This is a genomic window from Parahaliea mediterranea (assembly GCF_017255185.1).
Lineage (GTDB): Bacteria > Pseudomonadota > Gammaproteobacteria > Pseudomonadales > Halieaceae > JAFKCZ01.
In genome coordinates this window covers 71,695-94,373 of record NZ_JAFKCZ010000013.1, presented here as the reverse complement: position 1 = coordinate 94,373, position 22,679 = coordinate 71,695, and the positions used below count along the sequence as shown (strand labels likewise).

Annotated in this window: 20 protein-coding genes; 11 read left to right on the top strand and 9 right to left on the bottom strand. The window is 63.8% G+C overall.

What is annotated here, in order from left to right:
- Positions 1 to 85 precede the first annotated feature (85 nt).
- Together JYP50_RS16850 and JYP50_RS16845 are read right to left on the bottom strand one after the other, a co-directional pair.
- Positions 86 to 3,181, bottom strand: a complete 3,096-nt coding sequence (locus JYP50_RS16850; RefSeq protein ID WP_347136829.1) for an efflux RND transporter permease subunit — start codon at positions 3,179 to 3,181, stop codon at positions 86 to 88.
- 14 nt (positions 3,182 to 3,195) lie between these two features.
- Positions 3,196 to 4,392 carry an efflux RND transporter periplasmic adaptor subunit gene (locus JYP50_RS16845; RefSeq protein ID WP_206561726.1) on the bottom strand — a complete coding sequence of 399 codons (1,197 nt, stop codon included), beginning with the start codon at positions 4,390 to 4,392 and terminating at the stop codon, positions 3,196 to 3,198.
- Between the two features lie 283 nt (positions 4,393 to 4,675).
- On the opposite strand from JYP50_RS16845, the gene JYP50_RS16840 reads away from it, so the two are divergent.
- The 3 genes from JYP50_RS16840 (at position 4,676) to JYP50_RS16830 (ending at position 8,427) form a co-directional block, all read left to right on the top strand.
- Complete coding sequence (locus JYP50_RS16840; protein ID WP_206561725.1) at positions 4,676 to 5,248, top strand: hypothetical protein; 573 nt, start codon at positions 4,676 to 4,678, stop codon at positions 5,246 to 5,248.
- Positions 5,249 to 6,133: 885 nt separating this feature from the next.
- Positions 6,134 to 6,463 carry a hypothetical protein gene (locus JYP50_RS16835; RefSeq protein WP_206561724.1) on the top strand — a complete coding sequence of 110 codons (330 nt, stop codon included), beginning with the start codon at positions 6,134 to 6,136 and terminating at the stop codon, positions 6,461 to 6,463.
- A gap of 413 nt (positions 6,464 to 6,876) precedes the next feature.
- Positions 6,877 to 8,427 carry an arylsulfatase gene (locus JYP50_RS16830; RefSeq protein ID WP_206561723.1) on the top strand — a complete coding sequence of 517 codons (1,551 nt, stop codon included), beginning with the start codon at positions 6,877 to 6,879 and terminating at the stop codon, positions 8,425 to 8,427.
- Between the two features lie 320 nt (positions 8,428 to 8,747).
- On the opposite strand, the gene JYP50_RS16825 is transcribed toward JYP50_RS16830, so the two are convergent.
- Positions 8,748 to 9,416 (bottom strand): hypothetical protein, encoded by a 669-nt coding sequence (locus tag JYP50_RS16825; protein WP_206561722.1) that lies wholly within the window; start codon positions 9,414 to 9,416, stop codon positions 8,748 to 8,750.
- A 452-nt stretch (positions 9,417 to 9,868) separates the two neighbouring features.
- Here JYP50_RS16825 and JYP50_RS16820 point away from each other — a divergent pair, with 452 nt between their 5' ends.
- Positions 9,869 to 10,417: a phasin family protein gene (locus JYP50_RS16820; protein ID WP_206561721.1), complete on the top strand. Its 549-nt coding sequence runs from the start codon at positions 9,869 to 9,871 to the stop codon at positions 10,415 to 10,417.
- A gap of 11 nt (positions 10,418 to 10,428) precedes the next feature.
- Positions 10,429 to 11,103 (top strand): TetR/AcrR family transcriptional regulator, encoded by a 675-nt coding sequence (locus tag JYP50_RS16815; RefSeq protein WP_206561720.1) that lies wholly within the window; start codon positions 10,429 to 10,431, stop codon positions 11,101 to 11,103.
- Between the two features lie 28 nt (positions 11,104 to 11,131).
- Here JYP50_RS16815 and JYP50_RS16810 read toward each other — a convergent pair whose 3' ends face one another.
- Positions 11,132 to 11,779, bottom strand: coding sequence for a class I SAM-dependent methyltransferase (locus JYP50_RS16810; protein WP_347136828.1), 648 nt, complete (start codon positions 11,777 to 11,779; stop codon positions 11,132 to 11,134).
- A gap of 51 nt (positions 11,780 to 11,830) precedes the next feature.
- On the opposite strand from JYP50_RS16810, the gene JYP50_RS16805 reads away from it, so the two are divergent.
- Positions 11,831 to 12,310, top strand: coding sequence for a peroxiredoxin (locus tag JYP50_RS16805; RefSeq protein WP_206561719.1), 480 nt, complete (start codon positions 11,831 to 11,833; stop codon positions 12,308 to 12,310).
- Between the two features lie 4 nt (positions 12,311 to 12,314).
- On the opposite strand, the gene JYP50_RS16800 is transcribed toward JYP50_RS16805, so the two are convergent.
- From JYP50_RS16800 to JYP50_RS16780, 5 genes are all read right to left on the bottom strand, one after another.
- Positions 12,315 to 12,932 carry an SRPBCC family protein gene (locus JYP50_RS16800; protein ID WP_206561718.1) on the bottom strand — a complete coding sequence of 206 codons (618 nt, stop codon included), beginning with the start codon at positions 12,930 to 12,932 and terminating at the stop codon, positions 12,315 to 12,317.
- Positions 12,925 to 13,545, bottom strand: coding sequence for a paraquat-inducible protein A (locus JYP50_RS16795; protein ID WP_206561717.1), 621 nt, complete (start codon positions 13,543 to 13,545; stop codon positions 12,925 to 12,927). Before JYP50_RS16795 ends, JYP50_RS16800 begins: the two co-directional genes overlap by 8 nt.
- A gap of 80 nt (positions 13,546 to 13,625) precedes the next feature.
- Positions 13,626 to 14,615: an aromatic ring-hydroxylating oxygenase subunit alpha gene (locus JYP50_RS16790; protein WP_206561716.1), complete on the bottom strand. Its 990-nt coding sequence runs from the start codon at positions 14,613 to 14,615 to the stop codon at positions 13,626 to 13,628.
- Between the two features lie 94 nt (positions 14,616 to 14,709).
- Positions 14,710 to 16,029 (bottom strand): SLC13 family permease, encoded by a 1,320-nt coding sequence (locus tag JYP50_RS16785; protein ID WP_206561760.1) that lies wholly within the window; start codon positions 16,027 to 16,029, stop codon positions 14,710 to 14,712.
- 62 nt (positions 16,030 to 16,091) lie between these two features.
- Complete coding sequence (locus tag JYP50_RS16780) at positions 16,092 to 17,171, bottom strand: hypothetical protein (RefSeq protein ID WP_206561715.1); 1,080 nt, start codon at positions 17,169 to 17,171, stop codon at positions 16,092 to 16,094.
- A gap of 114 nt (positions 17,172 to 17,285) precedes the next feature.
- On the opposite strand from JYP50_RS16780, the gene moaA reads away from it, so the two are divergent.
- The 5 genes from moaA (at position 17,286) to JYP50_RS16755 (ending at position 22,679) form a co-directional block, all read left to right on the top strand.
- Positions 17,286 to 18,293, top strand: a complete 1,008-nt coding sequence (gene moaA / locus JYP50_RS16775; protein ID WP_206561714.1) for a GTP 3',8-cyclase MoaA — start codon at positions 17,286 to 17,288, stop codon at positions 18,291 to 18,293.
- A 33-nt stretch (positions 18,294 to 18,326) separates the two neighbouring features.
- A complete protein-coding gene (locus JYP50_RS16770; protein ID WP_206561713.1) occupies positions 18,327 to 19,268 on the top strand; it encodes an AAA family ATPase in 942 nt (313 codons plus the stop codon).
- Between the two features lie 13 nt (positions 19,269 to 19,281).
- Positions 19,282 to 20,691, top strand: coding sequence for a vWA domain-containing protein (locus JYP50_RS16765; protein ID WP_206561712.1), 1,410 nt, complete (start codon positions 19,282 to 19,284; stop codon positions 20,689 to 20,691).
- 3 nt (positions 20,692 to 20,694) lie between these two features.
- A complete protein-coding gene (locus tag JYP50_RS16760; RefSeq protein WP_206561711.1) occupies positions 20,695 to 20,901 on the top strand; it encodes a hypothetical protein in 207 nt (68 codons plus the stop codon).
- Between the two features lie 113 nt (positions 20,902 to 21,014).
- Positions 21,015 to 22,679 carry a DUF1631 family protein gene (locus JYP50_RS16755; RefSeq protein ID WP_206561710.1) on the top strand — a complete coding sequence of 555 codons (1,665 nt, stop codon included), beginning with the start codon at positions 21,015 to 21,017 and terminating at the stop codon, positions 22,677 to 22,679.

The window sequence follows — 22,679 nt, the reverse complement described above, 5'->3', positions numbered from 1 at the left end:
CGCAGCGCCCAAGTTCGGATATAGCGTCTACTCATCATGTCCAAGACGAACCAAATAGAATCCCTAATCCACACCAACAACATCACTACGGCGTATCGAGAACCACGCGGCCGCGCCGCAGAAGCCGGGCGGACACTTGCTCCCCCATCAGGTACAAACAGGGCACCAGCAACAGCGTAATACCCGTCGCGAACAACACCCCGAAGGCCAGGGACGTCACCATCGGGATCAGGAACTGGGCCTGCACGCTGGTCTCCGACATGATCGGCACCAGGCCCACGAACGTGGTCAGGGACGTCAGGATGATCGGGCGGAATCGGTCCTGGCCGCCCTGCAGCAGCGACTCCATCACGCCGTGGCCTGCGGCGCGCAACTGGTTGATGCGGTCGATCAGCACCAGGTTATCGTTGACCACCACCCCCGCGCAGGCGATCACCCCCAACAGCGAAAACATACTGATCTGCCAGTTCAGGATCAGGTGGCCGAAGATCGCGCCCATCACCCCGAAAGGCACCGCCGTCAGCACCAGCAGCGGCTGGAAATACGAGCGGAAGGGAATCGCCATCAGCGCATAGATCACCAGCATCGCCAGCGCCGAATACTTCAGCAGCGCCGCCTGAAAGTCCGTCTCCTCCTCCAGCTCGCCGTCCAGCGCCACCGTCAGCCCCGGATAGCGCTGCTGCCAGCCGCCCAGGTGAGCGGCCATGATGTCCTCCACCACCGCCCGGGGATCGGATGCCCCCGGCAACACGTCGGCGGACACCTCCAGGGTGCGCTTGCGGTTCAGGCGCTCGATGGTCATATAGCCCGGTTCAAAGCGCATTTCCGCCACCGTTGCAAAGGGCACCTGGGCGCCCTCCGGCGTGCGCACCCGCATGTCCTGCAGGTTGGCCACCGACACCCGCTCCTCCTCCGGGTAGCGCACCATCACCCGCACGTCCTCCTTGGTGCGGGGAATGCGCTGGGCCTCGGCGCCGTGGAAGGCCTCGCGCACCTGGCGCGCGAGGTCGGCCAGGGTGATGCCCAGGTTCTCCGCGGCGGGTTTCAGGTCGAGCACGATTTCCTGCCGCGGCGCCTGCAGGCTGTCGTTGATGTTGTACACACCCGGGTAGGTTTCCAGCAAGCGGCGCAACTCCTCGGATACCGCGTTGAGTTCCTCCAGGCGCGGCGCGGCCAGCACCAGGCGGATGGGCTTGCCCTTCTCGTTGATGGTGTAGTCCATCTTGAAGTCCTCCACCGGGCCCAACTCGCCGATGGCCTCCCGCCAGCGGCGGGACACTTCCGCGGTATCCACCGCGTCCGACAGGGTCTCCATCACCACCTTGATCTCGTTCTCATTGGCGCGCGAGTCGATGTGGCCGATGGCGGGACCATTGGCGGCGTAAGCGGGATCAGCGTTGTATTCGGCCTTCAACTGCAGAGCAGCCGACTCGATCTTGCGCAGGGCGGCGAGGGTGTCGGCGAAGGCGCCTCCCTCTGGCAGCTCCACTTCGGCATCCACGTGGTCTGAATTGACCGAGGGAAAGAAGCCGGAGCGAATCCAGCCGCCGCCGTAGATGGCCAGGCTGATCAGCAGCAGGCACAGGAACAGGGCGCTGACCAGTATGTTGTGGCGCAGGCAGCGCTCGAGGAAGGGGCGGTAGCGCTCGCGGGCGAAGCGGGTCATGCCCTCGGCGCAGGCCAGGCGGAAGCCTTCCAGCCGCCGCAGCACGGCAAAGCGGCTGGGGCGCTGGGGCCGCATGTGGGCCAGGTGCGGCGGCAGGATCAGCAGGCACTCCACCAGCGACAGCGACAGCGCGATGATCACCACCATCGGAATGGCGGTGGCGGCCTGGGCCATGTCGCCGGGCATGAAGAACATGGGCGTAAAAAAGATCATGGTGCTGATCACCGCGTACATGACCGGCTTGATGACCGTGTGGGCCCCCGCCAGGGCGCCCCCGGTGCCGCCCTCGCCGGCGCTCTGGCGGGCGTGAATCGACTCGCCGACGATGATCGCGTCGTCCACCACGATACCGAGGATCAACAGGAAGGCGAACAGGGAGATCATGTTGAGGCTGGTGCCGGTGTATTGCAGCAGGAACAGGGTGCCCATGAAGGCCACGCCAATGCCCACGCACACCCACATCGCCAGCAAGGGGCGCAGGAACAGCACCAGCACCAGGAACACCAGCACCAGGCCGCCGAGTCCGTTTTTCAGCAGGGTATCGACCCGGCCCTTGAAGGGCACCGAGGAATCCCGCCACACCGCCAGCCGCACTCCGTCCGGGAGCCCCGGCCGGGTGCGTTCCACCCAGTCGTGCACCGTCTCCGAGGTGGCGAGGGTATTGGGATTGGCAGTCACGAACACGTGCATGTTGATGGAGGGGCGGTCGTTGAAACGGTTGCGCACATCGACGTCCTGGAAACCGTCGACGATGGTGGCCACCTCGCCGAGCAGCACCTGGGTGCCGTCACGGCGGGTCAACAGGGGGATGCGGGCGAAATCGGCGCCGGTGTAGGCCTGGCCGCGGGTCTGCAAACGGATATCGCCCCCCGTGTCCTTGATCGCGCCCGCCGGCAGGTTGAGCGAGGCGGCGCGAATGGCCGCGGCCACGTCGTCGAAAGTCAGCCCGTAGCGGCGCAGGGTGTACTCGGAAATTTCCACCGACACCTCGTAGGGGCGCGGCGTGTCCAGCTCCACCACCGAAACGTCGGGCTGCGACGCCAGATCATCCCGCAGGCGCTCCGCAAGCTCCTTCAGGTCGCGCTCGCCGAGGTTCGCCGCCAGCGTCACGATCGCCATGTGGTGACGCCAGGCAACTTCGCTGACCACCGGCCGCTCGGCATCCACCGGGAAGGTGTTGATCGCGTCGACCCGGGTCTTGACCTCCGCCGTGAGGCGCTGCATGTCGTAGCCCGGCTCCGCCTCGACCAACACGGTACCCAGGCCTTCGCGAGCCTCGGAGCGGATTTCCTTCACCCCGGTGAGATCGTGGACCGCCTCCTCGATGCGCTGGCAGATCTGCTCCTCCACCTCGCGCGGGCCGGCGCCGGGATAGGGCAGGCTCACCCGCACCTGGTTGATCTCGAACTCGGGGAAAAACTGCTTGTCCAGGGCGGGCAGGCTCCACAGACCACCCACCACCAGAAACACCATCAACAGGTTGGCCGCGATGGGGTTGTGGATGAACCAGCGCACCGGCCCCCCCAACATCAGTAGTCGACCCCGGCCACGCTGCTGACCTCGTTGACCGCCACCCGCATGCCGGCGGTCATCACCGCGGGTTCGCTCACCACCACGCGGTCGCCGCGCCGCAGGCCCTGTACCCAGACCTGGCGGGCGTCGCCCTGCAGGACCTGTACCTCGCGGGAAGCAATGCGTTCACCGCCATCGACCAGCAGCACCGAATCGTCACTGCGCAGGGCGCTGCGCGGCAGCACCACCACCCCCGGCAGCTCCCGCCCCTCGATGCGGGCGTGCACGAACAGCCCCGGCGCCAGCGGCGGCCGCTCGCTGCCCGCCCGGCGCGCGAAGGGCTCGGTGACTTCGGCGACCGCGTAGACCACGCGGCTGCTGACGTCGATACTGGCATCGGTGCGCACCACCGCGCCCCGCCACTGCCACTGCCGGTTGCCGAAGCGGGCCTCCAGGGTGACCGGCACGGGGGCCCTGGCGGCGCCGTCCTCGCCCTGGTAGGTCAGGGGCAAATCCAGCAGGGCCACCTGGCGGTCGGTGAGCGGCAGGCGCACCTGTACCGCATCGGTGGAGTACACCTCGGCGATGGCGCTGCCCGGGGCGACATACTGCCCCACGTCCACCAGTTTGCGACTGACCCGCCCATTGAAGGGCAGGCTGATGCTGGTGCGCTGAAAGTCCAGGCGGGCCGCCGCCAGATCCGCCTCCGCCGCCGCCAGCGCCGCCTCGGCCGCGGCCAGCTGCGGCTTGCGCAGGAATAGCGCATTGGCCGTCTCGCTGCCCAGGTCGCGCCACTCGCGTTTGGCCTGCCGCGCCCGCCCCCGCTCCTCCGCCACCCGTTGGCGGGCGGCGGCGACCTGGGACTCGGCGCGGGCGATGGCGAAGCCGTAATCCACATCCTCGACTTTCACCAGCTCCTCCCCCGCGCGAAAAAAGCCGCCCTCGGCAAAGCCCGGCGCCACGGCCTCCACCTGCCCCGCCACCCGGCTGACCACGTTGACCTGGCGCAGCGGTTGCACGCTGCCCTGGGTATCCACCGCGATCGCGCGGGCAGCCGGCTGCACACTGACAATATCCACCACCGGGGGCGCCAGCTCGGGGGCGGGCCTGGGGTCCGGCCCCGGCTTGCCCACCAACAGGGCATACGCCAGGCCCAGCCCCACCGCCAACACCAGACTTGTCAGGACGGCCTGTCGCCGACCGTTTGCGCTCATGCGAAATCCTCTAAACCGGGAATCTGCCCGCCAGTTTCCGGCCGCGGACTGAACCCTTGCTGAACAACGCGCCATTAACAGGCTGAAAATCAACGACTTGGCGCATTGATCTCGCCATCGCTCCCAGGGCGGCTGGCGACACCGCGCCAGCTGCAAACACCCGCCAAACCGGAACGGTCAAATAATGGACAACATTCTAGTATGTTTATTCTAATTTTCTTACGTAACCTGCCTGTCACTGGATGGGGCAAACCCCAATCAACCGCTAGGAAGGAGTTGAGACATGGCAGAAGAGAACCAGACGGCAGCAGCCGCCACCAAGGCGACCCCGAAGCGCAAAACCACCGCGCGCAAGGCCCCGGCCAAGCGTAAAACCGCCGCCAAGCGCAAAACCACCGCGAAGAAGTCCACGGTGCGCTCCACCGTGCGCAAGGTGGAAAACAAGGCCGCTGCCTACGAGCGCGACGTGCGCAAGACCGCGCGCAAGGCCGGCAAGAAAGCCGAAGCCGCTGAAAAGTCCGCGCTGAAGTTCGCCGAGCGCGCCCAGGAAACCGGCCGCCGGGCCTTCCTGGCCGGCCTGGGCTTCTACGGCAAGGCCTTCGACCAGGTGCAGGAGCAATTCAGCACGGTTCAGGAGCAGCTGGAAGAGCGCCGCAGCAAGGCCTCCGAGCTCTACGAGGAACTGGTGAAGCGCGGTGAGAAAGTGGAATCCGACGCCCGCGATGCGATCGACGACATCGAGTTCCCGACGCTGGAAAGCCTGACCGACCGCGAGGCCCTGGAGGCCAGGCTGGAACAAGCCCGCGAGCGCTTCGCCGAGCTGAAGGGCTCCATGGGCTTTAAGTCCGCGGCCTGAGGCTGAAGTATTTCTCCCTGAACTTCAGGGAGCTGTTTTCGGGGGTCCTTTGGGGCCCCTTTTTTGTTACTGGCGTTCTTGGGTGGGCTCTTTCTAAGGTGGCGGCCTTCGGCCGCTGCGTCGTGCCCCGGCAGGCGGCGCCTCTTTTGCTCCACTCCGGGAAGCATGCGGCGCGTCAGCCTCTTTATTGCCTGGGTGGCGAGTTGCTCCTAACTTCGAATGGCCTAAGCGCCAACCAGGGCCAAAAGGCTTTGTAACTTCAGTAGTCCGCCGGAGGGTATTGCAGCCGCGTTGCCACTAAGCCGATGCGGTGCTCGCACCGACTCCCCTGCGCTGCACAAAAGAGGCACCACCCACCGCGTCCCAACGCGGAGGGCGTTGACGATTCATTCGGTGCAAGTATTGCCGTGTTCCGTGAGGGGTCGAGAGCCGGATCATCTTCTCCGATCATTTCATCGACCAAAAAAGCAATGCGAAAAACGCCTCCCTCCTGTGGGGTCGAATTCATTCGACCACAAGCGGCGCAATAAATTGCGCCCTACAGCGGGGCAACCCCCGATCTTCGCGCGGTAGCAGATAAAGGGGCAGACCCCATTAGCACGATATCGGATTTACCAGACAGCCCAATCAAGCAGATCAAGCCATTAGTCCCACTCAAACAATCAACCACCGACTGTACATTGAAGCCACAAGATCTCATGCCGACAACGCTGATATTGCATTACCGAAGATACCGCCCGTGAATATGGCCTCATATTTTTACCTAGTGTACGCTGTTACTACATCTCCATAGCCCCAAGGGAAAGGATGCCCAAAATATCTTTCGTTCTGACATTAGTCGCCGCTTTACTATCCGGTTGCACGACTACAAGGACTGTACCAACGATGACCAAGGTGTCCCTGAATGATAAGTGGTCTTACGGGATTGGCGCGTACGATGCGATGATAAAAACCTGTATTGCGCTGGGCCAACCATCTTCGATATTCGAAGATTACGGCTTGTGGGTCGCCAAGGTGTTGAGCATATCCACCCATGATGCAATTGCATATGAGGCCGGCCGGGGGGAGGCTGTCGACAAGATAGGGGCCGTACTTGGGACTGGAAACTCTGCAGAAAAGACCTGCGATTCCACAAAGCAAAATGTTAAGAAGTTAATTCCACTGCTGCAGGAACTCTATAACGATCTTTCGAACAAAAATGCCAACGGCTCTTGACTCAACTCTCCCGAGTAACTTGGCAATACTATAACAATGCGAAAAATGCCTCCCTCCTGTAGGGTCGAATTCATTCGACCACAAGCGGCGCAATAAATTGCGCCCTACAGCGGGGCAACCCCCGATCTTCGCGCGGTAGAAGATAAAGGGGTCAGACCCCATTAACAAAACCAACGAAGTCCCCGGGCGACACCGCACTTTTCAGCGGCAGTTTGACGGCGGCGTTCACCCCGTGGTGGACCGGTATATCCTTCACCCTGCCCAAGCCTGGCCCTTGAAGAGGCGCGGCCATTTATTCCGGCAAAATACACGCGCATTCTCATTCCTGTTGGACTATCCTCTGGGTATCCCGGGCAACAACGTAAATCAGGTTTATCTCTTCAATAAGTCTGGCAACAGAGAGAGCTGTAGGAATGCAAAACCGTAAGCGCTTTTTGATTATCACCGCACTAATTTTCGTGCTGGGCTTGATCAACCAGGCTCCGGTGCTGGCTCAAGACGGAAAACCCAATATTCTTGTGATATTTGGCGATGACATCGGCTACATGAACGTATCGTCCTTTGGCGGCGATATCATGGGGGTCAGAACCCCCAATATCGACAGGCTTGCCAGCGAGGGCCTGAAATTAACCTCATTTTACGCCCAACCCAGTTGTACCGCCGGACGTGCGGCCTTCTTGACCGGCCAGCTTCCGGTGCGCACGGGGATGACAACGGTGGGCACGCCGGGCTCGCCGGCAGGCCTGCAAAAAGAGGATATTACCCTGGCTGAAATCCTCAAGACCCGCGGTTATGTCACCGCCCAGTACGGCAAGAATCACCTCGGCGATCTCGAAGAGCACTTGCCTCATCGACATGGCTTCGATGAATTCTGGGGCAACCTCTACCACCTCAACGCCAACGAGGATCTGGAAGATCCGGATCGGCCAACCAACTCGGAATTTCGGAACAAATACGATCCACGAGGCATTATTTCCGGTACCGCCGATGGCCGCACCGACGACGAGGGCCCACTGACCACTGAGCGCATGAAAACATTCGATGATGAAGTGACGGCCAGGTCTGTCGATTTTATCGAGCGCCGCGCCAAGGACAAGAAACCATTTTTCCTGTGGCACAACGCCACCCGCATGCATGTGTTTGTGCACCTCAAGCAGGAGTCGAAAGGCCAGTCGCGGGCAGGCAAAGAGGACATTTACGGAAACGGCCTAAAAGAACACGACGGGCATGTAGGCGAGATCCTCGACAAACTGAAAGAGACCGGCCTCGACAACAACACCATCGTGATCTACACCACCGACAATGGCGCCTACCAGTACATGTGGCCAGAAGGCGGGACATCTCCCTTTCGGGGAGACAAAGGCACAACCTGGGAGGCCGGTGTGCGCGTTCCCGCCATCGTCCGCTGGCCCGGAGCGCCCGCGGGGCGGGTCAGCAGTGAGATTGTGGATATGACCGACCTCTTGCCAACCCTGGCCACCGCCGCCGGCGAGCCCGATGTCGTCGGCAAACTGAAGAAAGGCGCGTCCTATGGCGGCCGCAGCTATAAGCTGCATCTGGATGGTTTTGACCAGACTGCGCTTTTCTCCGGCAAGAGTGATGCGTCGGCACGGGACTTTGTATTTTATTACGACGAGGCGGTACTAACGGCCATTCGCTACAAGCAGTTCAAAGTCACTTTTTCCGCCAAGCTTGGCGATCACTGGGACAGCCCCTTGATGCACCTTGGTCGGCCGTGGATAACAAACCTGAGAATGGATCCGTTCGAACGTCAAACTGGCGACCTGAACAGGCAGTACGCGGAGCACAAGACCTGGGTACTGACGCCCATCATCAACATTGCCCAGGAGCACCTGGAGACATTCAAAGAGTATCCGATCCGCCAGATGGGCATGAGTGGGAATGTCGGCAAAACCGTCGAGGGCATACAGGATCAGCTTTTCAAGCTGCGAAAAACCCAGTGAGGCGACATCGAGCATAAAAGGGGTCTATTCGACCCCTTTAGGCAAAGCAAAACACGGCGCGCCTGCCTCTTTGCTTCTTAATTTGGCGAGTTGCTCCTGGCTTAGAATGGCCTGATTATCAGCCATGGCATTTACACCTCGCAACCTCGGTATAGCGCTGGTGGGGCGAGTAGTCGCCTTATCACCGCACTGGCTCGGCGCTCGCACCGCGCGAAGGAGCCCCTTCAGCATTTCAGCACGATGGACGTTGACTATTCGTTCGGCCGCAGTAGTCATTAACCAACCTGACAATCTGCGACGAAATTAGGGGGCTGAACCCACTAATAATTCGGGCTGTCAGCGCATTCTTCGCTAAAACGAATATCAGTAAAATCCACAACAGCTCCTTGGCCAGAAAACACAACCGAACCAACACTAAAGCCAGTGTTGACTATCTGTACTTTAAATTCACGCTCGCCGATCTCTCTGCCTGGTGCTGGATTGAGCAGCCCTTCATCGCTCACTAGGATACCAAGGCCATCCTTTACTGGATAAATGGATGTAAACAGCGGGATATGCATGGGAAACGCGGGGGCAACTGGTTCGGCTGCACCCGCATCATCACTATGCGCGATTACGGGAAGAACTTCTCTCGTCTCTCTATCGACAAGCATTATTAAGTACAAGGACTTGTCAGAATCCTCTGCCTGAAATAGCGCACCTGCAAAAGCCTGATCTTCTATCGACTGATCTATTGATTGTATCTGCGTCGTAAAGCTAAGGCCGCAGTAACTATTCTTCAAATACCGAGTAACTTTCGGTGAAGGAAATTCGGCGCTTGGAATAGAAAAGGAAAGAGATGGCGCCTTGGGTATTTCGTAACCTTCTGGGACTTTGAACGAAAACGTGGTCTGAGCGTCCGTCTCAACTTGCTGCGTGTTTGTGCAGGCTGTCAGTGAGAGAAGTGCAAGCGAGACCAGAAACTTTCGCTTGAATGAAAACCAACCCATTGTATATCTTTTTTTGCCAGAGTGTTTTTATCATCCGCGAGACGGAATCCACCATCCCCCCTCGCACTGCGAATCAAAACTATACAAAACAGCCGTCATGGGGCAAGGGAATAATTGCAGCTTAGTGGAATTTTCCTGCTAGATCAGTCGCGAGGTAAATGCATTCAAAGCCCTTTTCCCGACTCCCGCTAATAGGACAAACCGAACCATGCCTATCAGATCTGAGCCGAACTAATTCAGTTCAGCGTACGTTGCATAGCGACTGCATTGCTCCAGAGGTCTTACGGTACCCCCTCACTTCCCACCTGCATCACGCATTGATCCGGAATAGATCAGGTCGTTACTGGCCCGGCGCCGACCTCCCCGCCAGGAACCCCCATTTTTTCTCCTCGACGACTCTGGTTTAATGACCCACACAAGCCAAGGCCAGGCCAACGCAGGAGAACCACCCCATGAGCGACGACAAAAACAAACCCAGTGAAATCGCCAGGAACATCTGGCTGGCAGGTGTCGGCGCCTACGGCCGCGCCGTCGGCGAGGCCCAGGAGCGGCTCGAAAAGGCCGGCGTGGAAACCCCCAAGCTGTTCCGCGACCTCGTCAAAGCCGGCGCCGCCCTGGAGGACGAGGCCCGCAGCGCCCTCTCCGCCGGCCAGGAAGCCCGCTCTTCCGTCGAGGAGCGCATCAACCGCGTGCGGGAAAACTTCCGCCTGCAGCGCGGTGCCCAGGATGACGACTTGCGGGCCCTGCACCGAAAAATCGACCGCCTGAGCGCCAAGGTCGAGGAACTCCAGGCGGCCCTGGCCACAAGCGGCATCGGCGCCAAGGCGCCCGGGAAAAAGGCGCCGGCCAAAGCCGCCCCAAAAAAGGCCGCCGCCAAAAAGGCCGCGGCGAAGAAAAAAGCCCCGGCACGCCAAAAGGCCCCCGCTAAAAAGAGCCCCGGCAAAAGAACCACGGCGGCTAAAACCCCGGCGAAAACCAAAGCCAAAACCCGGCGCGGCTGAGTCTCCGATAGGTGAAAACCCGCGACCGCATCCTGGTCACCAGCCTCGCCCTGTTCAACGACGAGGGCGAGGCCCACACCACCACCATCGACATCGCCAACGAGATGGACATCAGTCCGGGCAACCTGTACTACCACTTCAAGGGCAAGGACCAGATCATCGCCGAACTGTTCGCGCAGTACGAGCTGGCCCTGAGCTCCACCCTCGCCGCGCCGATCGAAAAGCCCCTGTCCGCGGGTCGCGGCGACGTCGAGGAGAACTGGTATTTTCTCTATGTGGTGATGGAGGAGATGTACCAGTACCGCTTTCTCTACCACAACCTCGACGACATCCTGCAGCGCTACCCCGACGTCCGGCGCGGCTTCCGCCGCCTGGTACAGCTCAAGCGCGCCGCCCTCTACGCCATCTGCCAGTCGCTGCTGGAGCAATCGGTCATCGACACCCGCGGCCAGCAGTTGCTGGGCCTGGTGGACAACATGACGCTGACCCTCAACTTCTGGTTCAACTACGCCCAGCTGCTGCACGGCGCACGGCCGCCGCAGCTGACCATCCACCAGGGCGTGCTGCAGATGATGACCATGGTGGCCCCCTACCTGGGCGACGAGGAGCTGGACTTCTACCGCGACTGCGAAGCCATCTACACCGACATGCTGCAACAGGCGGAAGCCGACACCGGGGACGATTGAGGACCGATGGAGAGTCGCTGGAGGGCGGCTAGCGCGGCCGGGTCACCAGGATGACATCCGCCCCCTCGAACACCAGCGACGCGCCCCGCCGCCGCGCCCACCAGCGCCAGGTCTCGCGGCTGAAGAAACACACATGGGTGGGGTCGTTCTTGTAGTGCCAGCCGGCGAAGGCCTCGCGGTCGCGCACCAGCTTGGTCATGATACCCAGCACGCCCCCCGGCCGCAGGCACCGCCACAGGCGCTCCAGCTCCCGCCCCGGGTGGTGCAGGTGCTCCACCACTTCGGTGGCGCAGATAAAGTCATAATCCCGCGCCAGCGCCGCCGCGTCGGGGTGGTAGAACAGGTCGTAGAGATTCACCGCAAAGCCCGCCTCGCGCAGCATGGCGGCCAGCGCCGGGCCGGGGCCGCAACCGAAGTCCAGTCCCTCGGCACCCGGCCGCAGGCGCGCCGCCAGGGGATCGAACAGGCGCGACAGGAAGCGCCGGTAACCCGGGTCGTCCACCGCGTTCTCGTGCAGGTCGTATTCCGCGCGCTCCGCCGCCCGGTCCAGGTAGTAGCGTGGCGGCACGAACACCAGCGCACAGTCGGCACAGCGCAGGTAGTGCCGGCGGCGGTCAGTGTGAAAGGGCGCGGTGTCGGGGCCCGCGCACAGGGGGCAGTGCAGCTTCGTCATCATCTGCTATGCTTGGCTGCACTCGACATTAACCACCCGATGGAGAATCGTGCCATGAGCATCAACGCCGGTGACAAAATCCCCGCCAGCACCCTCAAAACCATGGGCGCCGAAGGGCCCGTGGACATTACCACCGATGAGATTTTCAAGGGCAAAAAAGTCCTGCTGTTCGCCGTGCCCGGCGCCTTTACCCCCGGTTGCAGCATGACGCACCTCCCGGGCTACGTGGTCAACGCCGACAAAATCAAGGCCAAGGGCGTCGACACCATCGCCTGCATGGCGGTGAACGACGCCTTTGTCATGGACGCCTGGGGCAAGGCCCAGAACGCCGAGGAGATCCTCATGCTGGGCGACGGCAACGGCGACTTCACCGCCGCCCTGGGCCTGGAGATGGATGCCCGCGGCTTCGGCCTGGGCACCCGCAGCAAACGCTTCGCCATGCTGGTGGACGACGGCACCGTCACCCACCTCAACGTCGAGCCCGCCGGCGGCGTGGACGTCAGCTCCGCCGAAACCATGATGGCGCTGCTCTAATTTGCTAACTCTCTAAAGCCTCGCTGGCGGGAATCACCTCGACGGCTCCCGCCAGCCGTTCGCGATCGGCGTCGGTCGCCCGCTCACCGGTCTCGTAGTAGTACTTCAGGCCCGCCAGCACCCGGGTCAATTCGCCCTCCAGCGCGGGGCGCGCAAAACTGTTGCCCAGCCAGCTACCCAACTGCCCGAAGGGCATCTCCACCTGGATGACCAGGACGACCTGGGTCACCCGGTCGGTGACCGCCGCCATACGGTAGTGAAACTCGGCGTGCCTGAAGGGTTTCATCGGCTCCTCGCCACGGTGCAGTCGAATCACGAAACCGTGGCCCTCGTCCCAGGCGGTGACCGTTTCCTGCAGGTAGTCGGTGCCGGTTTGGTAGACCTTGCGCGATGTGCCGACCCCCTCGCGCCGCGGTGTAATGATTTCGGTGGCCGTCAGGCCCGGCACATAGTTGTGCGCCACCGACAGGTCGCGCATGGTCCGCCAGGCGCTGGTGTGCGGCACATCGACGTCCGCGGCCACCGCCACCGCGATGGGCTGGCCGGGGCGCAGCGCGGCCACCGCCAGCACCGCCACCAGCAAGGCCAGCACCAACAGGATGATCTTGAGCGTCTTATTCATTGGCGTACTCCCTGCGGATCAGGGCCGAGGCCCCGATGGAAAAAAGACAATAGGCCAGAAAGAACCAGAAGCCCGGTTCCAGCCGGGCCTCCATTAGCAGCAGGTCGCCCATCTGCCCCGAGGCCCGGCCGGCCATGTAGGCCACCAGCATCGCCATCACGAACACGTCCGCCATCGACCACTTGGACAGCGCCGCGTTGACGCGCAATAGCGGCTGGCGCAGCGCGCCGCTGGCCGGCGCCAGGGCGATGGCCTGCAACAGCAACTTGAACACGGGAATCACCAGGCTGAACAACACGATCAACAGCGCCACCGCCAGGTTACCGGTGCGCGCGAGTTCCTCCACCGTGCCCCAGATCGAGCGCGTATGATCGTACACGGTCACCCGGCCCTGGATCTGGTCGAGGCCGAGGAAGCGGCTGATGGCGGTGAGCATCTGCCGGCCCTGGGCATCGGCGTTGTCCCCGGCCATCAACTCGATGCCCAGATTGACCACGGCGGATTTCTCGATGGTTCCGGTCAGCGTGAGCACCGGCTGGCTCACACCCGGGTACAGCAGGGCGATGGCGAGCGCCATCAGCAGCAGTGCGGTGAGGCCGCGATTTCGGTTCATGGTTCCTCCTAATGCGAGGCATGATACCGGAAAGCGGGCCGGGAGAAAGGGCCGGCGGCGGACGCCGGCCCGGTGGTTTACTACATCGCGCCGGCGTCGAAGTTAGAGTAGAACTGCGAGTACCACTTGCGGAACTTGGCGATGGGACCGTCGCCGTCGCACAGCACCGGCAGGGGGCGGTAGATCTTGTGCTCCCAGATCGGCTTGTCCTCCTCCAGCTGGCCAACGATATTGGCGATGATCGCATCGTTGACACCACTGCTCTTCGCCTCGCCGTCCACCTTGGGCTGGGTGAAAGCAAAGCGCAGGATCACGTTCTCGTCGTCGATGGGCGTGGTCAGGCCCATCAGGAAGGTGTCAGCGATCCCCTCAAAGCGCGTGAAACCCTGCCCCGGCCCCTGGGAACCGGTGTGGATGGCGCCATCCACCTCGCCCCGGGGGGTGGGCATTTTGGCGCGCTGCACCCCGCGCGAGGTGGGGCCGTCGTAAGTGGTCTCCCACTCGGGCATGTTGGCGGTGCGGTGCACGAACAGGAAGTGCGCCGGGTCGGCGGCGTTCTCCGCCATTTCCTGGGGGTGGGTGGAGATATGCCACTCAAAGCGCTTGAGGGGCGCCCAGCCGTCGCTGTTGGCCTCCTCGTGCTCAACCACATCCCACATGGGCGGCTCATCCTCCGGGTGGTACCAGGCCCACACCACCTGATTGGTCTCGGCAGTAGGGTAGGACCGCAGGCATTGCTTGCCCTGTACCTTGGGCGGCATATTGCGCGCGTAAGGCACTTCCGTGCACTCCCCTTCGCCGTTGAACTTCCAGGCGTGGAAGGGACAGACGATGGACTCGCCTTCAATGCGCCCCCCCTGGCCGCTGTTTTCGTGGATACCGTAACCCAGATGGGCACCCAGGTGCGGGCAATAGGCGTCGAGCAGGCGGGCCCGGCCGGACTCGGTGCGAAACAGCACCAGCTCCTTGCCGAAATATGTCACCGCGCGAGACTCGCCCGTGGCAAGCTCGTCGGAATAACATACGGCATACCAGCCGTGGGGAATGGGCATCGGATAACGTTTACTCATGGCAGCGACCTTGTTTTAAATCCTGTGTTAACAAGTTACGCTCCCGGTGGCCAATAACAATGACCGATCCAGTCACCGGGAGTTGCATCTGCCGTCAGGCCAGCAGCAGGTAGCACACCGAGCTGATCACCGCCACGCCGACAAAATTGAGTACCAGACCCTCCCGCGCCATCCGCGCGGTGGTGATCAGGCCGCTGCCATAGACCACCGAATTCGGCGCCGTGGCCACCGGCAGCATAAAGGCGCAACTGGCGCTCATCGCCGCCGGCACCATCAGCAGGCGCGGCTCGATAGCGGCGGCCAGCGCCGCGGCGGCGAGCACCGGCATCAACAGCGTGGTGCTGGCGGTGTTGGAGGTGGCCTCGGTCATGAAGGTCACCATCAGGCACACCAAAACGATCAGCAGCCACAGGGACAGGCCCGTCATCCCCGCCAGCCACTGGCCCAGCTCGTCACTGAGACCGGAGCTGACGAAGCCCTTCGCCAGGCAGATGCCCCCGGAGAACAACAGCAATACGCCCCAGGGGATCGTGCTGGCCCGCTCCCAGGTCAGCAGGCGGCCACCGCGACCATCCGGCGTCACGAAGATCAGCGCCACCGCCAGCAGGGCCACCGAGGCGTCGTTGGCGGTGGGCAGGTCAAGCCAGGCGCTCCAGCCACCGAAGGGTTCCGCGCGGGTGATCCAGGCCAGGGCGGTGAGGCCGAAGATCAACATCACCCGCTTTTCCTCGGTGCGCCAGGCCCCCACGTCGGGCAGCTCCACCTGCAGGCGTGCGTCCATGCCGCGGGTGAGGGCCAGCGCCATCAACGGAATCATCAATACCACCACCGGCACCCCCCAGGCCATCCACTGGGTGAATGTCACCGCCTGCCCGGTGACATCGGCGTAGACCTGCATGAAAATCAGGTTCGGGGGGGTGCCGATGGGCGTGCCCAGGCCGCCGACACTGGCGGCGTAGGCGACACCCAGCAACAGCGGCGCCGCCAGCCGCTCGCGCTCGCCGGTGCCGTCCAGCACCGCCAGGGCCACCGGCAGCAACATCAGCGTGGTGGCGGTATTGGAGATCCACATACTGAGGGTCGCCGCCGCCACCATAAAACCCAGCACCAGGCGCCGGCCGCTGTATGCCCCGAACAGGTTCACCATGCCCAGGGCGATGCGGCGGTGGGCCCCGGAGTGTTCCATCGCCTTGGACAATAAAAAGCCCCCCAACAGCAGCAGGATCAGCGGCGAGCCATAGGCCTGCCCCACCTCGGCGGGCGTGAGTACACCCAGCAATGGCAGCAGCGCCAGTGGCAGCAGGGAGGTCACCGGGATGGGGATGGGCTCGAACACCCACCAGACCACACACCACACCGCCACCAGGGTGACGATGACCATGTCGCGGGGATAACCCGCCAGGTGCAGGGCCATCGCCAGGCCGGCGGCCAGCAGCGGCCCCGCCGGCAGCGCCAGCCGGCGGATCAGGAGCGCACTCACCGGTCGGCTGCGAGGGGCACCCGGACGATGCGATCCCCCACGTAGGAGCCCACATAGAGCGCACCGTCGTGGCGCACCGCTGCGGTGCCGGCGCCCATGGGCGGCCCCTCGTGGCGGAATAGCTGGCGTTTGGCCAGGCTCCGCGGATCGACCTCAACGATGGCATAGGGCAGCAGGCTGGGGAGACTCGGGTCCTGCGTCAAGCTGTCGTTCAACTGCAGCAGGGAGCCGAAGTGGCTGGCGACCAGCAGCTTGCCGTCCGCCCCCAGGGTGACGTTATCGGGCTTGGAGATGGCCACCTCCCCCAGCGGTTCGGCATCCGGCAGGCTGAACTGGCGCATGCGGTTGCCCAGATACATGTTGACGAAAAAACTCCGGCCGTCGGCGGCCAGGGCGATACCGTTGGGGAAACGGCCCTCGGTACCGGGCAGCCCGGCGAAACCCTCCTCGCGACCCCAGCGATAAACCAGGCCGTTGTCAAAGCCCAGCACCGCCAGGAACAGCTCCCACATCGGCGATTCCCGGGAGGTCATGCGGGTGACCAGGAAGCCGCCACCGGGCAGGCCGGCGACATCGTTGAGGCTGGCGTCCGCCGGCGCCTCGGCGCAACCGCGCCAGGCGGCGCGGAAGCCCTGCGCCGCGCCCAGCAACTCGTAGAACTCCACCGACTCCCGGCCGCCGTGGTTCACCACCAGCAGTTGCCAGCGGCCGTCGCCGCGCCGGCGCAGGTCGATACCGTGGGCCAGCAGGGTGGCCGGCGGCGCGGTGCAGGCGGGATCGCCCCAGCGCTCGCCGCCGCGCGGGTCGCTGGCCGGCGCCGCCAGCGGCGCCGTGGAGCGATCCCGGGTATCGAGCAGGAACAGACCGCCCGGCGCCGCCATCTGACCGAAGATCAAATGCCGCCCGTCGGGGGCGAGCACGATATCCTCCGGCGCGCGCAGGCCGCAGATGGACTCAATGCCGTCGCGCGGCTCGCAGCCGGGGGCCGCTGGGGCCGGGTCGGCCGCCACCGAGGCGGGCCCCGAACCCAGGGTCAACAGCACCGCCACCCACACTCCATTAATGGCCTTTATCATTAAAATTCTCCAATCCCATGGCGCCCAACATCCTGTCGCAGCACCGGGCGGCTGTAAACCCCCAAAAAGTGTGAGTAGAGGCCCGCCGCGGGAAGCATTACACTGCTTGGTGCCATGATCGAATTTCCCAACACCCTGGTCGATCGCTTCCAGCGCCGCATCGACTACCTGCGCCTGTCGGTCACCGACCGCTGCGACTTCCGTTGCGTGTATTGCATGGCGGAGGACATGCAGTTCCTGCCCCGCCGGGAAGTGCTCAGCCTCGAGGAGCTCTACGAGGTGGCGCGGGTCTTCGTGAAGATGGGCGTGGGCAAGATCCGCCTCACTGGCGGCGAGCCCCTGGTGCGCCGGGGCGTGCTGGGCCTGGTCCAGCGCCTGGGCGCGCTGGAGGGCCTGCGGGAACTGGCCCTCACCACCAACGGCTCGCAGCTGGACAAGTTGGCGACGCCGCTGCGCGAAGCCGGCGTCAACAGCGTGAATATCAGCCTCGACAGCCTGCAGCCGGCGCGTTTTCGCCAGCTCACCCGCAGCGGTGACCTGGCGCAGGTGCAACGGGGCATCGAGGCCGCGGTGGCCGCCGGCTTCGAACGCATCAAACTCAACGCGGTGATCCTCAAGGGTCGCAACGACGACGAGGTGCTGGCGCTGGTGCGCTACGCCCGCTCCCTGGGCATCGACATCGCCTTTATAGAGGAGATGCCCCTGGGGCACATCGTCGAGCACGACCGGGTGCTGAGCCTGGCCAGCAGCGACGAACTGCACGCGCAGATTGAGCGCGCCTACCCGCTCACCGCCCAGGGTGAGCCCGATGGCAACGGCGGCCCCGCGCGCTATTTCACCATGGCCGGCCACCCCAGCCGGGTGGGCTTTATCTCCCCCCACAGCAATAACTTCTGTCACCTGTGCAACCGCGTGCGCCTGACCGTGTCCGGCCGGCTGCTGCTGTGCCTGGGCAACGAGCATTCAGTGGACCTGCGGGAAGTCCTGCGCCGCCCGGATTACTGCGAGCAACAACTGGCGGACACTATCGTCGGCGCCATGGCGATCAAACCCGAGCGCCACCATTTCGGCGAACAGGACGCCCCCGACATCGTGCGCTTCATGAACATGACCGGCGGCTAGCCAGCCCCACGGCCCATCGACCAAGGACAAGCATTGAATATCCAGGATTTCCCCCAGCTCAGCTCCATCGAGCGCATCGCCCAGGGTTTCGAGGCCCTGGGCTATATCTGCAGCCCCAAAATCGCCACCGCGGTGTACCTGGCCTTCCAGCTGCGCAAGCCCATCCTGGTGGAGGGCCCTCCCGGCGTGGGCAAAACCGAGCTGGCCAAAACCAGCGCCGAGCTGCTGGGCGTACCGCTGATCCGCCTGCAGTGCTACGAGGGCCTGGACGAGGCCAAGGCGCTGTACGAGTGGAAGTACGGCAAGCAACTGCTCTACACCCAGGTGCTCAAGGAAAAGCTGGGCGACCTGCTGCACGGCGCGAAAGACCTGGCGGAGTCGGTGGAGCGACTGCACCAGTTCGGCGACATTTTCTACTCCGAGGATTTCCTCGAGCCGCGGCCGCTGCTCAAGGCCATGCAGCAGGAGCGCGGGGCCGTCCTGCTGATCGACGAGGTGGACAAGTCGGACTACGAGTTTGAATCGCTGTTGCTGGAGATTCTGTCGGACTACCAGGTGTCGATTCCCGAAATCGGCACGGTGCGCGCGGACGTCTCGCCGATGGTCTTCCTCACCAGCAACAACAGCCGCGATATTTCCGACGCCCTCAAGCGGCGCTGCCTGCACCTGTACATTCCCTTTCCCAGTGTGGAATTGGAGGAGCGCATCGTGCTCAGTCGCGTGCCGGACATCAACGAAACCCTGCGCCACCAGCTGGTGGAATTCGTCCACGCCCTGCGCGACCTGGACCTGAAAAAGGCCCCGGCCATCTCCGAGACCCTGGACTGGGCCCGCAGCCTGCTGCTGCTGCACGCCGACCACCTCGAGGAAGACCTGGTGCGCGGCACACTGAACGTATTGTTGAAGTTCGAGGACGATATCCGCAACGCCGAGTCCGACCTGACCTCCCTGCTACCCGCGCGGGCGGCCAGCTAGCGCCGCCGCCGCGATGCAATCAGGCCTCACCGGTTTTATCCGCCTGTTGCGCAGCCACGATGTGCGCGTATCCCCGGCGGAAACCCTGGACGCCATGTCCGCGGCGAGCGCGCTGGGTTACGCCGACCGCGAGCGACTGCGCAACGGGCTGGCCCTGACCCTGGCCAAAACCCCTCACGAGGAAGCCGTGCTGCTGCGCTGCTTCGACCAGTACTTCAGCGGCCAGCTGCCGGATTTTAGCGCCGCGGGCGAAACCACAATGGACTCGGAGGCAACCGAGCCCCCCCTGTCGGCGGAACCCCCGGCCGGCAAAGACAATACCCGGGACATGCTGGAAGCCGCGGCCACCGAAGTGCCGGCCCTGGATCGGGCCCTGCAGTCCGACCTGATGCGCCAGCTGCTGGACAACGACCGCGCGCAGCTCTCGCTGGCGCTGGGGCAGGCCGCGGCGGAGGCGGGGCTCGGCAACATCCGCCTGTTCACCCAAAAGGGCCAATACACCCGACGCATGCTGGACGCCCTTGGAGAGGAGGTGCTGCGCGATGCCGTGGTGGCGCTCGAACAGGCCGACAACCCGCTGCTGGAATTGGTGCGCGGCTACCGCGACACCCTGCGCGAACAGGTGCGGGAATACGTAGCGCGGGAGTACCTGATCCAGGCCGAGGGGCACAACCGCCAGTTCAAGGACGAGATCCTCGCCGGCACCCGACTCAACAACCTTGAGCACCGCTACCTGCACGAAGTGCACGAACTGGTGCGCAAGATGGCCCGCAAACTCGCCGCGCGCCACTCGCGCAAGCCGCGGACGCAAAAACGCGGGCGGCTGGACATGGGCCGCACGCTGCGCCGCGGCATCCCCCACGACGGCGTGATGTTCCACACCTACTGGCGCCGCCAGCGCCGGGACAAGGCCCAGGTATTGGCGATCTGCGATGTCTCGGGCTCGGTGGCGTCCTATGCCCGCTTCCTGCTGATGTTTCTCTACAGCCTGCAGGACGTACTGCCGCGCGTGCGCAGTTTCGCCTTTTCAAGCCATCTGGGCGAAGTCAGCGATCTGTTCCGCGAACATCCGGTGGAGAAAGCCGTGGAACTGGTGAACTGGCGTTACGGCGGCGCCACCGACTACGGCAGCAGCCTGCTGGATTTTGCCGCGCTGGCGCTGGACGACATCAACAGCAGCACCACGGTGATCATCCTCGGCGATGCGCGCAACAACGGCGGCGACCCCAAACTGGAGATCATGCAGAGTATCTACCAGCGCAGCCGACGGGTAATCTGGCTCAACCCGGAATCGCGCCGCGCCTGGGGCACCGGCGACTCGGAAATGCTGCGCTATCAAAGCGCCTGTCATTTCACGGCCGAATGCAATACCCTTAAACAACTGGAACGAATCGTCGACCAACTGCTGAAGCAGACCGCCTGAACCATGGCCTATATCTGCAAGGACTGTAGTTACCGGGGTAAGCAAGGAGGCCAGCTGGGTGGCTGCCCGGCCTGTGGTTCGTTCAATGTGGTATTGAAGGGCGCATCGCGGGCGGAGGTGGCGCAGCCACCCGGCAACATCCGCCTGGCCCTGCTCGTTGTCACCTGGGCCGTTTTTCTCGGTCTCGTCGTCTGGAAGCTGTTCACCTGAAACTCACCGCGAACCATCTACCCTGTCCAGCGTCCCTGCTGGCTGAAATACAGCGGCGCTTCACCCAGGCCCCCACCGCGACCGTTGGCGTCATCGTCGACAACCGCGAACTATTGCGATCCCTGCAGGCGAGGAAGTTCTTCGAGCTCGAGCCGGCCGCGGCGGTAATGGCACTCGACGAGGCGGTCGGCAACTGGCCGGCGATGAGCGCCCGCCAGACAGCGCTGCTGAAGTGGCTGCTGCAGTCGCTGGCCTATTGGGAAGTCGGCTACCCCCTGGCTGTCGAACTTCGCGATCACGTTCGCAGCTTGCTGCCCCAACTCGCCAGGCGCGCGCTCGAGGACGATGCCTTCACCCGCCCCGGGCTGCACCCGGCGCACCGGGTACTGGACACCCTGCAGGCGGACGCGGTGGGCTGGCAACCGGGCATGGGCCGCGCCGGCGACACCCTGCTGGGCAATTTGCAATCCGCTATCGAGTCCCTGCGCGAAGCGCTGGAACACGGCGACGACAGCGCGCTCGACGCACTGGCCGCCGGGCTGGAAAAATCCGCGATAGCGGAGGAGCGCCGCAATTTGCGCATGGTCCAACGCCTGGCGGAAAAGGCGCGAGGCCACCAGAAAACCGCCGCGGCGCGCGCCCGCGCCGCGCAGATGATCAACACGGTACTCAGTCGCCACTCCCTGCCGGCCCAGGTCGGACACTTTATCAGGGGCCCGTGGTACGACAGCGTGAGGCTGGTATTGCTCAAATTCGGCGAGCAGTCACCGCAGTGGCGGCAGGTGAGCACTATCACCGACGAATTGGCGCATTCGCTGCAGCCCGACGCGGTCAGCCCGGAGGAGGACGAGCAGCGGGCGCTGTGGCTCGCGCGCATCAAACGCCTGCCGGGAGAGCTGCGCGACTACCTGCTGAGCCTGCAACACGACGAGGAGGCGGTCAGCGAGGCCGTCGGACTGATCGAGTTTTCGCACCTGCGACTGCTCCGCCAGCAACCGCTGCAACTGTATCCGGTGGAACCGCTGCCAGTGGAAGGGCCCGCGGACCAGGACCGGAGCATTCCCGGCACCATCGCCCGCCTCGACACCGGCCAGTGGTTCCTGGTGCAGGGGGATGGCGAGCGCGGTGCCGCCCGGGTGCAACTGGCATTGAAACAGGACGAGTCGCAGGAACTGCTGTTTGCCAACCGCGCGGGGATGAAGGCCTTCAGCCTGGGTTACGCCGAATTCGACGCGGCCCTGAGCCGCAAAACCGCCCGCGAGCTGCAACGCGGCGGCAGTTTCAGCCTGTGCCTGATGCGCGCCGCGGGCATCACCACCGTGGAGCAACTGCGCGCCCTGGCGGAACCGCCGCCCCGGAGCGACAGCGGCGGGACCGCGCCTACGTCCGCCACCCCCGACGCGGCGCCGCCCCCCGAGCGACACGCCCGGGCAAGCGCGACGGACGCACTGCGGGACCCGCTTGACGGAGACCCCGGCCTGCCACCGGAACAGGACTTCGCCGCGGGCGACAACCCGCCAGAGCCGGAACCGCTGGGCCTGGCCACTGGCACCTGGATGGGTTTTCACGATTGCGACCCGCCCATGCTGGCCAGGCTTGCGGCCCACGACCGGGAGCGGGGTATGTATATTTTCGTCAATCGCCAGGGTTTGAAATTGCGGCAGTTGTCCAATGCCGACCTGCTGGCGCTGGCCGAGCGGAACCTCGTCGACATTTTCGAGGCCCGCTCCAGCTTCAACGATCACGTGCGGCGACTAAAATCGGATACCCCGGGGTGA